General features: G+C 74.1%; 7 protein-coding genes. 2 read left to right on the top strand and 5 right to left on the bottom strand.

Annotation, left to right across the window (positions count from 1 at the left end; translation table 11 throughout):
• Positions 1–2: 2 nt before the first annotated feature.
• A complete protein-coding gene (locus MNY60_RS04665) occupies positions 3–935 on the bottom strand; it encodes a 4Fe-4S dicluster domain-containing protein (RefSeq protein WP_242352573.1) in 933 nt (310 codons plus the stop codon).
• Between the two features lie 2 nt (positions 936–937).
• Positions 938–4222, bottom strand: coding sequence for a formate dehydrogenase (fdh, locus tag MNY60_RS04670; RefSeq protein WP_242352571.1), 3285 nt, complete (start codon positions 4220–4222; stop codon positions 938–940).
• Between the two features lie 172 nt (positions 4223–4394).
• Here fdh and MNY60_RS04675 point away from each other — a divergent pair, with 172 nt between their 5' ends.
• The gene (locus MNY60_RS04675) at positions 4395–6506 is read left to right on the top strand and encodes an ATP-binding domain-containing protein (RefSeq protein WP_242352569.1); all 2112 of its coding nucleotides are present in this window, start codon (positions 4395–4397) and stop codon (positions 6504–6506) included.
• 21 nt (positions 6507–6527) lie between these two features.
• Here MNY60_RS04675 and MNY60_RS04680 read toward each other — a convergent pair whose 3' ends face one another.
• A complete protein-coding gene (locus tag MNY60_RS04680; RefSeq protein ID WP_242360107.1) occupies positions 6528–9959 on the bottom strand; it encodes an aminotransferase class V-fold PLP-dependent enzyme in 3432 nt (1143 codons plus the stop codon).
• Between the two features lie 174 nt (positions 9960–10133).
• On the opposite strand from MNY60_RS04680, the gene tpx reads away from it, so the two are divergent.
• Positions 10134–10637 (top strand): thiol peroxidase, encoded by a 504-nt coding sequence (tpx, locus tag MNY60_RS04685; RefSeq protein ID WP_242334362.1) that lies wholly within the window; start codon positions 10134–10136, stop codon positions 10635–10637.
• Positions 10638–10803: 166 nt separating this feature from the next.
• Here tpx and MNY60_RS04690 read toward each other — a convergent pair whose 3' ends face one another.
• Both MNY60_RS04690 and MNY60_RS04695 read right to left on the bottom strand, forming a co-directional pair.
• A complete protein-coding gene (locus MNY60_RS04690) occupies positions 10804–11805 on the bottom strand; it encodes a cupin domain-containing protein (protein ID WP_242360108.1) in 1002 nt (333 codons plus the stop codon).
• 132 nt (positions 11806–11937) lie between these two features.
• Positions 11938–13611, bottom strand: coding sequence for an HNH endonuclease (locus MNY60_RS04695; protein WP_242334368.1), 1674 nt, complete (start codon positions 13609–13611; stop codon positions 11938–11940).
• Positions 13612–13939: the final 328 nt, after the last annotated feature.

Raw genomic sequence — 13939 nt, forward strand, 5'->3', positions numbered from 1 at the left:
CATCACGCCCTCCGCGCCGAGAACACCGCGCCCATGGCGAGCGCCGCGAGCGAGAGCACGCCCGCGGCCATCGACCGCCACGACCGCACCACCTTCGCGGTGGGCACCACCGGGTCGGGCGGCAGGTTGTAGACCTCGGGGCGATCGCACAGCAGGAAGAACGCGTGCAGCCCCTCGGTCCCGGGCTGGCTCGCGGCGTCCTCGCCGTAGAGGTGGGCCTCGGCCACGCCGCGCGCGTGCAGCTGCTCCACGCGCCGGTGGGCCCGCGCGCGCAGGTCCTCGAGCTCGCCGAACTGGATGGAGGCGGTCGGGCAGGCCTTCGCGCACGCCGGGACCATCCCGCCCTTCAGCCGGTCGTAGCAGAGCGTGCACTTCCACGCGCGACCGTCCTCCTCGCGCCGGTCGACGACGCCGAACGGGCAGGCGGAGACGCAGTACCCGCACCCGTTGCAGACGTCCGGCTGGACGTAGACCGAGCCGAACTCGGTGCGCACGATCGCGCCGGTGGGGCAGGCCTCGAGGCAGCCGGCGCGCTCGCAGTGCTTGCAGACGTCGGAGATCATCAGCCAGGAGAACTTCCCGAGCGCGCGCTCGGTGGGCCCGAGCGCGACCGGCGTCTCGAGGTGCGTCGGCTGGATGTCGTGCCCGAGCAGGCTCGTCGGCCCCGGCTGGCCCGCCGGGAACAGCTCGCCGAACGCGCGCGCGCCGCCCTCGACGCCGTCGCGCGGGCTCCCCTGGCCCGGCAGCTCCGCCGCGCGCTCCACGAACGCGACGTGGCGCCAGGTGGAGGCGCCGAGCATGCCGGTGTTGTCGTAGCTCATGCCGGTGAAGTGGAAGCCGTCGTCGGGGAGCTGGTTCCACTGCTTGCACGCGACCTCGCAGGCCTTGCACCCGATGCAGAGCGTGGTGTCGGTGAAGAAGCCCATCCGCTGCATGGCTACTTCCTCGGCTCGGTCGGAGGGTGGCGGTGCGCGGTCCGGATCCCCGGCAGATCGCGGGGCGGCGGGGCGCGCGGGGGCTCCGGTTGCCGGAGCTCGAGCCCGTCAGTTGCGGAGCGGCGCCCGAGGGAGTGGCGGCCCGCGCGGATGTTCGCGGTGAGCGCCTTGGACTCCTGGATGGAGACGTTCGGGTCGGCCACGAACGGGATGAGCTCGTTCGCCGGGTCGCCGCGCACGCGCCCGACGTAGCTCCAGTGGTAGGGGAGGCCGATCGTGTGGAGCGTCCGCCCCTTCACCCGGAGCGGCTTCATGCGCTCCGTCACGAGCACGCGGCACTCGATCTCCCCCCGCGCCGTCGTGATCGTGGCCCAGCGCCCGTTCGCGAGCCCCTTCTCCGCCGCGAGCTCCCGCGAGATCTCGCAGAACATCTCGGGCTGCAGCTCGGAGAGCCACGAGAGCCAGCGGCTCATCCCGCCGGCGGTGTGGTGCTCGGTGAGGCGGTAGGTCGTGACGACGTACGGGAAGCGCGGGTCGCCGAACGCGCGGTGGTAGGGGTTGTCGGCCCGGTGCCACTCCATCCGCGCCGGGTTGCACTGCTGCGGGTAGAGCGGGTTCTCGAGGACCGACTCCTCCGGCTCGTAGTGGGTCGGGAGCGGGCCGTCGAGCAGGCCGGAGGGCGCGAAGAGCCAGCCCTTGCCGTCGGCCTGCATGATGAAGGGATCGTCGCCCGAGAGCGTGGCGAGCCCCTCGGCCCCCGGCGGCGGCCGGTACGAGGGCGGCCGGTCGGGGATGAAGTCCGGGACGTCGTAGCCGGACCACGCGCCCTTCTCGGCGTCCCACCAGACGTAGCGCTTCCGCTCGGACCAGGGGCGCCCCTCGGGATCGGCCGAGGCGCGGTTGTAGAGGATGCGGCGGTTCGCGGGCCAGGACCAGCCCCACTCCGGCGCGACCCAGTGCTGCTCGGACTGGGGCCGCCGCCGGGCGGGCTGGTTCACGCCGTCCTTGTAGCACCCGGAGTAGATCCAGCAGCCGCACGCGGTCGCGCCGTCGTCGGTGAGCTCCTTGAAGCCCGCCACCGGCCTCCCGTCCCTGATCGTGAAGCCGTTCACCTCGCGCAGGACGGCCTCGGCGTCGGGATCCTCGTCCTTCCCCTTCGTCGGGTAGTCCCAGGTGAGCGCCCGGATGGCCTCGGCGTTCGGCCCCGGCGCGTCCGCGTAGAGGCGCTTAAGGCGCTTGCCGAGGTGGTACACGAACCAGAGATCGCTGCGGCAATCGCCGGGCGGCTCGATGGCCCGGTGGTGCCACTGCAGGCAGCGCTGCGTGTTGGTGAACGAGCCGTCCTTCTCGGTGTGCGCGGCGGCGGGGAAGAAGAACACCTCCGTCTGGATGTCCTCGGTCCGGACCTCCCCGCGCGCGATCTCCGGCGCCGTCCGCCAGAACTCGGCGGTCTCGGTGAGGGCGAAGTCGCGCACGACGAGCCAGTCCAGCTTGCGCAGGCCCTTGCGGTGCAGGCTCCCATGCATGGAGCCGACCGTCGGGTTCTCGCCCACGACGAGGTACCCCTTCACCTTGCCGTCCGCCATCTCGGAGACGGTCGTCATGTGCGAGTGGTTGCCGGAGAGGCGGGGCAGGAGATCGAACCCCCAGTCGTTCTCCCGCGTGGCCGCGTCGCCGAACCACGCCTTGAGGAGCGAGACGACGTACTTCGGCATCTCGCTCCACCAGCCCGAGGGCGAGCGGTTGTTCTTCACGTACTGCTCGAGCCCGCGGTCGGGCAGGAGCGAGTGGGGCATCGGCAGGTAGCCGGGGAGCAGGTCGAACAGCGTCGGGATGTCGGTCGATCCCTGGATGGAGGCGTGCCCGCGGAGCGCCATGATGCCGCCGCCGGGGCGCCCGATGTTGCCGAGGAGGAGCTGGAGGATCGACGCGGTGCGGATGTACTGGACGCCCACGGAGTGCTGCGTCCAGCCGACCGCGTAGCAGAACGCGCCGGTGCGCTCGCGCCCCGAGTTCCGGCACAGCGTCTCCGCCACCTCGAGGAAGAGCGGCTCGGGGATGCCGCACGTCTCGGCGACGACCTCGGGCGTGTAGCGGGAGAAGTGACGCTTCAGGATCTGGAACACGCAGCGCGGGTCCTGCAGCGTCGGGTCGGTCTTCCGCTCGAGGATGTTCGCGCCGTGCAGCGACTCCTTCCCCGCGCCCTTCTCGGCGTAGACCTCCTTGTGGCCGGCGGCGGGCACCACCCCGTCGACGCCGTCGTACGACCAGGTCTCCGGGTCGTACGAGTTCGACTTCGAGTCGAACCCGCTGAAGAGCCCCTCCAGGTCCTCGGTGTCCCGGAAGCGCTCGTCCACGAGCGTCGAGGCGTTCGTGTAGTGGAGGACGTACTCCTTGAACCAGCGCTCGTTCTCGATGACGTGGCGCACCAGGCCCCCGAGGAAGGCGATGTCCGAGCCCGGGCGGATGGGGACGTGCAGGTCGGCGACCGCGCTCGTGCGCGTGAAGCGCGGGTCCACGTGGATGATCGTCGCGCCGCGGTTCTTCGCCTCCATCACCCAGCGGAAGGCGACGGGGTGGCACTCCGCCATGTTCGAGCCCTGCACGACCACCCAGTCGGCGTTCTGCAGGTCGCCGGGGAAGGTCGTCGCGCCGCCGCGTCCGAAGGAGATCCCCAGACCGGGGACCGTGGAGCTGTGTCAGATCCGGGCCTGGTTCTCCACCTGCACGACGCCGAGCGCGGTGTAGAGCTTCTTGAGGAGGTAGTTCTCCTCGTTGTCGAGGGTCGCGCCGCCGAGGTGCGCGACGCCCAGCGTGCGCCGCACCCGCGCGCCGTGGTGCTTCGCGCCGGGATCCTCGATGCGCTCCTCGAACGTCTCGTCGCGCGAGCGCTTCACTCGCTCGGCCACCATGTCCATCGCCCGCGCGAGCGGGATGCGCTCCCACTCCCTGCCGCCGGGGCGGCGGTAGAGGACGTGCTGCTCGCGGTGCGAGCCGGTGACGAGCTGGAAGGTCGCGGCGCCCTTGGGGCACAGGCAGCCCTGGGACATGGGCGAGTCGGGATCGCCCTCGATGTCGACGATCCGCTCGTCCTTCACGTAGACGAGCTGGCCGCAGCCGACCGCGCAGTAAGGGCAGATGGAGCGGACCACGCGATCCGCCGAGGCGGTGCGAGGCACGAGCTCGCGCGTCCGCTCGCTCATGGCGCTCGCGCCGAGGCCAGAGGTGTCCCCGGAGACGAGCTGGCGAGCGACGGGCCACTCGGAGAGCACGGGTAGCTTGGGCATCGGGTATTCCCCCGAGTGGAGACGGTGGACACGCTCGGGGCGCGACGCCAGCGCGCGCCCGCGACCTCGTCGCACCGCGCCTTGCGCGCGCCGGCGTCAGGGTCGAGGGTAGGATGCGCCGCCGCCGAACCAGCGTGCGATCGCCCTGGCGCCGCGTTAGAAGGACCGCCCCTTGCCGATCCGGACTCCACAGGCGATCCCCCCGGCGTCCGACGCCCTCGACGCCCGCGCACAGGACATCGTGGCCGAGGAGGAATCCCTCCTCGCGGCGGTGCACGGGGCGCTCGGCGCGCGCGCGTCCGTCCGGGCGGAGAGCGACCTCGCCGGACGCCTCCGGGAGCTCCGCGACGAGGCGCTCGAGTCCACCTCCAAGGACCTGCCGACCGTGTTCCAGGAGATGGGACTCGTTCGCGCCGTGCTCGAGCGCCAGCGGCCGGACGGGTTCCCCGATCCGAGCGCGCCGTACTTCGCGCACCTGCGGGTGCGCGAGGGGGGCGAGGTCAGGGACTACTGCCTCGGCCGGCACACGTTCGTGGATCGCGGGGCGGGGGTGCGCGTGGTGGACTGGCGCTACGCGCCGGTCGCCGCGATCTTCTACCGCTACCGCGAAGGCGAGGAGTTCGAGGAGGCGTTCCCCGGCCGCGTCGCGGCGGGGGTGGTGGAGGCGCGCCGCGTGGTGGTGGTGGAGCGCGGCGTGCTCACCCGCGTCTCCGCGGGAGAGCTGACCGTCGCGCGCGGCGCCGACGGCGTGTGGCGGCGGCTCGCCGTGCAGGGCGCCGCGCTCGGGGGCGGCGCGGGCAAGGCGGCGCGCGCCGGAGCCCTCGGGACCGGCGCGGGCGCGCGCGGGAGGGTCTCCGCCCCGGACATCACCGCCCTGCTCGACCCCGATCAGTTCGAGGCGGTCTCCGCGCCCCCGGACCGGCCGCTGCTCGTCATCGGCAGCGCCGGGAGCGGCAAGACCACCGTCGCCCTGCACCGGCTCGCGCGCATCGCCTTCGAGGACCCGCGGCGCTTCCCGCCCTCGCGGATGCAGGTGGTGGTGCCGGAGCTCGGCCTCGCGCAGCTCGCGGCGCGGCTCCTCGAGCCGCTCGGCCTCGATCGGGCGGCGGTCCGGACGCTGGACTCCTGGTCGCGCGGCGCGTTCCAGAGCGTCTTCCGCGCCCCGCCGCCGCGCCTGTGCGCCGACACGCCGTCGCTCGTCTCGCGGCTCAAGCGCCACCCCGCGCTGTACGAGACGCTCCGCCGCCGCCCGCGGCTCGCCGGCGCGCGGCCCTCGCTCGCGAAGCTGCGCCAGGAGCTCGGCGATCTGTGCGTGGACCCGGCGTTCCTCGCCGGCGTAATCCGGGCGGCGCAGGGGGATCTCCCCACCACGGCCATCGAGGAGACGGTCCGGCACACGCGGCTACAGCTCGCGCCGCCGACCGACGAGCTCGTCGCGGGCGTCGATCCCGACCGGCGCGAGACGCTCGACGGCCTGGGCCTCTCCGAGGACACGCCCGAGGCGATCGCCGGGACGCTCGACCCGGAGGATCTCCCCATCCTCCTGTTCCTCGCCACCCTCGCCGGCGCCGGGGGCGGCAGGTCGCTCGCGCACCTCGTGGTGGACGAGGCGGAGGACGTCTCGCTGTTCGAGCTCTCCGTGCTCGGCCGCCACCTCGACGGCCGCAGCGTGACCCTCGCCGGCGACGACGCGCAGCAGACGTTCTCCTCCTACGCCGGCTGGCCGCAGGCGCTCGCGGCGATCGGCGCGGAGCGCGCCGCGACGGTCAAGCTCGAGACCACCTACCGCTGCCCGCGCCCCATCGCGGAGGCCGCCCACGCCATCCTCGGCCCGCTCGCGCCGCCCTCTCCGCCGCGCGCGGGCCGCGACGGCGCGCCCGTGTCGCGGTTCGACTTCCCGACGGAGGCCCACGCGCAGCTGTTCCTGGTGGGGGCGATCCGTGATCTCGTCGAGCGCGAGCCGGACGCGTCCGTGGCGGTCGTCGCACACTCGGCCGAGGTCGCGCGCGCGTTCCACCGCCTCCTCTCCGACATGCCCGAGGCCCGCCTGGCGATCGACGGCCGGTTCTCGTTCCGGCCGGGCGTGGACGTCACCGACGTGGCGAGCGTGAAGGGGCTCGAGTTCGACTACGTGGTCGTGCCCGACGCCTCGGTCCGCGCCTACCCCGACGCGGACGAGGCGCGCCGCCGGCTGCACGTCGCCGTCACGCGCGCGGCGCACCAGCTCTGGATCGCCGCGCCGGGCACGCCGTCGCCGCTCCTGCGCGCCCTCCCACCGGCCTGAAGCGCCTGCGCGGCCCGGGCCTCACCGGCACGCGAGGAACCGCACCGCCGCGCGCGAGGCGGCGAGCGTCTCGGCGATCCGCGCCAGCGCCTCGTCCACGTCCGCCTCGGTCTGCCCCGCCCCGAGCGAGAAGCGCACCGAGCAGTGCGCCTCCTCGGGCGTGAGGCCCATGGCGAGGAGGGTGCGCGACGGCTCTGGATCGCCGGAGTGGCAGGCCGAGCCGGAGGAGAGGTGCACGGCGCGGCGGCCCAGCGCGAGCACGAGCGACTCGCCCCGGATCCCGGGCAGCGTGACGTCGAGGGTGGTCGCGATGCGCGCCCCGTCCCCGTTCCGCCGCGCCTCCGGCAGGAGCCTCAGGAGGCCCGCCTCGAGGCGGTCGCGGAGCGCCGCGAGCCGGTCCATCTCGCCGCCGCCGAGCCGCTGCATCGCGAGCTCGCAGGCGCGCCCGAACCCGACGACGCCCGCGACGTTCTCGGTGCCCGCCCGCAGCCCGTGCTCCTGCCCGCCGCCGTGCACGAGCGGCTCGAGCGAGACGCCGGCGCGGACGTAGAGCGCGCCGACGCCCTTCGGGCCGTGGATCTTGTGCGCCGAGACCGTGAGGAGGTCCACCCCCAGCGCCTCCACGTCGAGGGCGACCTTGCCGAGCGCCTGGACCGCGTCCGCGTGGAGGAGCGCGCCGCGCGCCCGCACCGCCGGCGCGAGCGCCGCGACCGGCTGGATCGTGCCCACCTCGTTGTTCACGAGCATGAGCGAGACGAGCACGGTGTCGTCGCGGAGGGCGCCGAGGACCCGCTCCGGCGAGACGTGCCCGTCGCGCTCGACCGGCACCACGGTGAGCTCGAACCCATGAGGCACGAGGGCGCGGCAGGCCTCCAGCACGGCGGGGTGCTCGATGGCGGAGGTGACGACGTGGCGGCCGCGCGCGCGGCACGCCCACGCGGCGCCCTTCACCGCGAGGTTGTCCGACTCGGAGCCCGATCCCGTGAACACCACGCGCCGCGCCGTGCACTCGAGCGCGCGGGCCACCTTGCGGCGCGCGTCCTCGACGGCGGCGCGCGCCTCGGCGCCGCGGGGGTGGACGCTCGAGGGGTTCCCGAACGCGCCCGCGAGGAACGGCGCCATCGCCTCGGCGACCGCCGGCGCGACGGGGGTGGTCGCCGCGTGGTCGAGGTAGATGGGGCGGAGCGGGGCCGCCTCGATCCGCGGTCCCCTCGGCGCGTCGCGCTCGGGCGCCCCCTCCGCCGGCTCCGCGGCCGCCGCCCCGTCGGCGCGGCGCACCTCGCAGAGGAGCGCCTTGTAGACGGGGAAGCCCGAGATCGGATCGCACTGGGCGAGGTCCGTGAGGGCGTTCACGTTGCAGGCGCGCCAGGACGCGCTCCCCAGCGGCCCGCCGCCCCCCATGCTCGCGTCGATGGCGCCCGGGACGAGGTCCGCGGTCACGTGCGCGCGGAAGGGGGCGCGCCCGCGCGGCGTCTCGACCCAGACCGGATCCCCGCTCGCGATCCCGCGCGCGGCGGCGTCCTCCGCGCTGAGCGTCGCGAGCGGCTCGGGCGCGCGCGCCGCGAGGCCGGGCACGCCGTGGTGCTGGCTGCGGAAGTCGTGGAAGCCGCGCGCGCCGGAGTTGAAGACGAGCGGGTGGCTGCCCGCGAGATCGGGCCGGCTCGCCGGGCTCTCCGGCGGCTCGACGTAGACCGGCAGCGGCTCGTAGCCGTGCTCGGCCAGGATCGACGAGGCGATCTCGAACCTGCCGGAGGGCGTGTCGAACCCGGGCTCGCCGTCGGGCCGGAGGAGGCCCTTCTCCCACTTGCGATACTGGAGGAACGGGGCGGGCACCCGCGCCTCTCCCCCCGCGGCCCGCACCGCCTCGAGCGTGAAGCCCGTCCCCTCGAGCGCGTGGCGCAGGAGCGCCTCCTCCGTCTGCGGGTAGAGGTGCCCGTAGCCGAGCCGGTCGGCGAGCCCGGCCATGATGAGGAAGTCGTTGCGCGCCTCGCCGACCGGCGGCACGAGCGGCTCGCGGATCTTGAAGAGCGGGCCGTACCGCATGTACGAGGTGATCTCGTACCCCGTCGCCGCCGGAAGGACGAGGTCCGCGAACGCCGCGTCCGCGGTGAGGAAGCGATCGACGCACACGAGGAAGTCGAGGCCGGCGAGGGTCCGGCGCCACAGCTCCGGGTCCGGCCACGCGGTGAGGATCGACGCACCGTGCACGACGAGCGCCCGGATCCGGTAGGGATCGCCCTCGAGCACCGAGCGGGGCAGGGCGATCGCGTGGGACTCGCCGCGGTAGCGCGTGTACAGGGGGAAGCGCTCGCGCCCGAGCGCCTTCCCCACGGCGGGGTTCGGCTGGAGGTGGCGGCGGTTCTGCGGGAACGCGCCGTCCCGCATGCGGAAGACGAGGCCGCCCGGGACGTCGAGCTGTCCCGCGAGGCCCCACAGCGTGAGGAGCGCGCGGATCGCCTGCACGCCGTTCCCGGAGTACTCGAGGCCGGTGTAGGTGACGGGGCACGCGCCGCGGGCGGCCGCGATGCGGCGCGCGAGGCTGCGGATGGTGGCGGCGGGCACACCGGTGATCCCCTCGACGCGCTCGGGCCGGTAGTGCTGGGCGAGCCGCGCGAGGTCCTCGAACCCCACGGTCCAGTCGCGCGCGAACTCCTCGTCGTGGAGCTCCTCCTCGAGGAGCACCTCGATGAGGGCGAGCGCGAGCGCGCCGTCGGTGCCGGGGCGGATCGGGATCCACTCCGCGTCGACGGCCCGCGCGGTGTCGTTCCGGCGCGGGTCGATGGCGATGACCTGGGCGCCGCGCTGGCGGGCGCGCACGACCTGGTGGTGCGCCGTCGGCGGCGAGTCGGTGGCCGGGTTCGCTCCCCACAGCACGACGAGCTCGGCCTGGTCGAGGTCGGCGTCGAGCCCGAGCAGCATCGCGCCCATGGTGACGTGCGGCGCGATCATCGCGAACGCGACGTAGCAGAGCGCCCCCACCCCGAGCGTGTTGGGCGAGCCGAACGGGAAGAGGACGCTCGAGGCGGACGAGACGGCCACGCCGGCCGGCTGGAACACGTCGCAGAGCGAGAGCTCGAACGCGCCCCGGCCGGTGTAGACCGCGGTCGCCTCGGCGCCGTGCTCCCGCTTGATGCTGGCGAGCCGGCCTGCCAGGAGCGCGTACGCGGCGTCCCAGGAGATGGGCTCGAACGCGTACCTGCCCTTGGGGCCGGTGCGGCGGAGGGGGCGGTTCACCCGGTCGGGCGAGTGGACGATCTCGGGCGAGTGGCGCCCGATCGTGCAGAGCATGCCGAGCGGGTGATCCGGGAGCGGCTCCACCCCGACGAGCCGGTCCCCCTCCACGTGGGCGCGCACCCAGCAGCCCGCGGGGCAGATGCCGCACAGCCCGTCGCGGACCCGGACGCCGCCGCGCACCCCGCGCGTGCTGGCCTCCCGTGCCTCGGGTGCTCCCATCTCCTCCTCCGGTCCGGAGATGGATGCGGCCTGAGTCGGGGAGCGGCCAGCCGCCTCGCCGGGTGCGGCCGGGTGGCGCGACGGTGAGTGTGTCCCCGCTGGGGACGAGCGGCCACAATCCCGGCGCTCCGGGTGGGCGTGGGTTAAAACCGCGCGAACTCGAACGGAGGATTCATGGCCCAGGTGACGCTCAAGGGGAACCCGATCCACACCAGCGGCGAGCTGCCGGCCGTCGGCGCCAAGGCGCCCGACTTCAAGCTCACGGGGGGCGATCTGAAGGACGTCTCGCTCGCCGACTTCAAGGGCAAGCGCAAGATCCTGAACATCGTCCCGAGCCTCGACACGGCCGTCTGCGCCACCTCGACCCGCAAGTTCAACGAGAAGGCGGGTCAGCTCCCGAACACGGTGGTGCTCGTCGTCTCCGCGGACCTTCCGTTCGCGGCGAAGCGGTTCTGCACGACCGAGGGGCTGCAGAACGTCGTCACGCTCTCGCTCATGCGCGACAAGAAGTTCGGACAGGACTACGGCATCCTCCTCACGGACGGCCCGCTCGCGGGCCTCTGCGGCCGCGCGGTCGTGGTGCTCGACGCGGACGACAAGGTGATCTACCGCCAGCTCGTGCCGGAGATCGGGCAGGAGCCCGAATACGAGCCGGCCCTGAAGGCCGCGCAGGGCTAGACGGCGTCGTCGTCGAGGCAGCGGGCATGAGGCCAGCGGGGCGACCCGCTGGCCTCGTGGCGCCCGGCGGCTCCAGTCCTCGGCGGTGATGGAGCGACTGGCGGTGAATACCGGAGGTGACTTCCCGACCCCGACCCGACCCCCGCCTTGTCCGCCGTGGCCCGTCCTAAGTGCCCTTGCTCTCGACCGCCGCGTCCAGCGGGAAGGTCAGGGAGCTGCGCGTCCCCACGAACGTCTTCCGCAAGCCGAGCTCCGGGAAGTCGACGATCTCGATCGTGCTCCGCGACCAGGCGTCTCCGCCGAGCAGGTAGACGAGCTCGCCCTCCGGCGAGGCGCGAACGTTGTGTGCCGGGTCGCCGGCGGGGAAGCCGAGGAAGTCGCCGGGGCCGATGGGCTCCTCGCGGTCGCCGATCACCGCGACGCCGCTCCCGGAGAGGACGTACATCCACTCCTCGTCGTGCCGGTGCACGTGCTTCACGAAGGACTCCCTGCCGGCGGGCACCGCGGCGACGCCTGCCGAGATGCGCTTCAGCGCGGGGCGGGAGAGCCAGGTGAGCCCGACCTCCGAGCGCGGGTTCTGCGGGTGGTGGTAGACGCGCGCCTCGCCGCGCTCGCCGGCGCGGACGAGCAGGCGCGGCCGCTCTCCCGGCGGCGGGAGGCCGACCAGCTCGCGCGGCAGCTCCTTCACTCCCGGGAAGAACTCGATCTCCGCGTCCATGGAGTAGACCGCGAAACGATTGCCGAGGCGGACCATCCGGCGTCGCAGGCGCGGGAAGTCCGCCACCTCGACGTCCGGGATGATCTCCCCGCCCTCGAGCAGGAGGAGCCGCTCATCGGCGGAGGCGTTGCGGACGTGGTGCGCCACGCCCGGCGGGAGGGCCACGAAGTCGCCCGGGCCGACCTCGTGCTCGGCGTCGTCGAGCTCGATCACGCCCCGCCCCTCGAGGACGAAGACCCATTCCTCCTCGCGGTGGTGGACGTGGAAGATGGCGGACTCCTTGCCGGGAGGGAGCCACGCGAGGTTCACCGCGATCCGGCCGAGGCCGGCGGCGCGGGAGATCATCCAGCCGTGGATCTCCGAGCGCGGGTTGTACGGGTGGCCGCTCGACTCGGCCTGTCCGCGCTCGCTGGCGCGGACGAGAGTGCGGGGAAGGGATGCATCGGACATGACCGCAGCGTAGCGCGGCACGGCTGCGACGCCAGGGGACGAAGCGGGTGCACGGCGGCATGGCGGTGGGTCCCGACATCGAGCTGCTCCGACCCACCCACCGCCGCTCGATGGACGCTCACTCGACGGAGCTCAGTCCAGGGACCGCGTCGGATCCCGCGCGCCGAGCCGCCACGTGAGCCGGTCCGGCGCTACGCCGCGAACCTCGACGAGCCCACCGTGTACTCCCCGCAGGTGGTGGGCGGCGCAGAGCGATGCGAGGTTCGCCGGGTCGTCACCGCCGCCGCGCGAGCGATAGACGACGTGGTGCGCGTGCACGGCCGCCCGGCTGCAACCCGGCACCTGGCAGAGTCCGCCGTCGCGCGCGAGGGCCCGCCGCTGCGGCGTGCTCCGCTCCGCGAGCGCGGGTTTCCAGGTCGAGATGAAGTGCTCCGCCATCCGCTCGAGGCACTCCGCGGGCGTGAGCCAGCGGTCGGCCGCTGCGCGGGCCGCCCGGAACGCTTCGTCGAGGAGGCGCCCGACCCGCCGAGGCACGCGCAGGTCGAGCTCGGCCCGCGCGCACATCTGCGCCTCCTGCTCCGCCTCGATCTCCCGGCGCAGCGCGATGCAGGTCGTACCCTCCGCCCGGCGGATCCAGTCCTCGGTGGTGAGATCGTCCGCGACCTCCGCCACGAGCCGCGCCTGCTCGTAGGACACGCGCCCGTCGCGCATCGCCTGCTCGAGCGCGGGGAGCGCGTAGAGCCTACGCTCCAGCTGGACCCGCTGCTGCACCGTGCGCGTAGCCATTCCGAGCCGCTCCTCGCAGTAGTGGCCGAACGAGGCGAAACCCATGTCGCGCCACAGTCGCAGCGTCCGGAGCAGCAGGCCGAGGTGCCCGACGAGCGCGTCCCAGCGATCGCGCATCGCCGCGAGCCGCCTCAGCTCCTCGTCGACGCGCACGTCCGCGCCGCCGTCGAGCTCGGCGCTCACCTCCGCCTCGACCGGAGCGACCGCTCCGAGGAACGCCCAGCGGCCATACTCCTCCTCGAGCCCCGCCCTCGCCGCCTCGAACCATTCTGCGGCCGGCCCGCGCAGGACGCCTTCGTCCGTGACCTCGTCCCCGCCGTCCGAGAGCGCTTCCACGGGATGGGCGCCGAGGAACTCCTCGCAGATCGCCTCGAGCCGCTGCCACCTCGGCGCGGTCGCTCCGAGAACCTTGCCCGCGAGCGCCATCGCCTCGTCGAGCTTCGCGCGACCCGCGGGCGTGAGCTGGAGGGACACGCGCTCCCGCGGCTCCTCGTCCGCCTTCGCCTCGGCGGCTGCTTCGGCCCGCACCGCCGCCGCGAGCGCGCGCACCGTCTCGGTGCGGGCGATCGAGACCCAGCGCGCCTCCGCCTCACCGCGGGCAACGGGGAGGACCGTCTCGGCCTTGCGCGCGCTCACCTCGCCGCGCCGGACCGCGTCGGCGAGGAGCGGGCGGTCGCGGAGCGCCCGCGCGAGCCTCACGAGCTTCTGCGCCGTGCTGGCCGCGATGCCCAGCCGCTCGCGCGCGTAGTCACCGACGCTCGCGTACCCGAACCGCATCGCACCGTCCCGGTCGGCGAGCGCCGCGAGCCCGCGGCCGATGGCGATCTCGAGCGCGCCGTGCCCACGCGCGACGCGGCTGAGGAGCCGGTCGATGAGGAGCGCCGCCTCGTCCCGCAGGATGCCCTTCCGCTCGTGCGGCGGCGGCGGCTCGAGCAGCCACGCCTCCGCCGCGAGCGCGTCCAGCGCGGCCGCCGAGGCGATCGCGAGAGGAGCGGGAGGGCTCAGGGGCACGACGTCCATCGAGTGAACCCATACCATCTGTGTCTGACGGTCGGGCGGACTCCAGCGCGACGGTGGGTGAATATCAGACGTGACCGCGACCCCGACCGCGACCCCGACCACGACGACCGACGCCGAGCCTTCCACCCACCCCGGCTCCAGCGCGCCGCCCCCACGTGGCGGGACCTCGCGCCCGGAGGCGGGCCACTGGACGCGGTAGGCACCTCCCCGAACCACGGACCGCATGCAACGCGGTTGGCCGCCAAGGCACCTTCGCCCATGGTCAACCCCGCCCATGCGGCCCCGCGTTGCCAGCGGCGTCTGGCGGACGGCACCGGCCCCCGTACCT

It is taken from the genome of Anaeromyxobacter sp. SG17, from assembly GCF_022690695.1.
Lineage (GTDB): Bacteria > Myxococcota > Myxococcia > Myxococcales > Anaeromyxobacteraceae > Anaeromyxobacter > Anaeromyxobacter soli.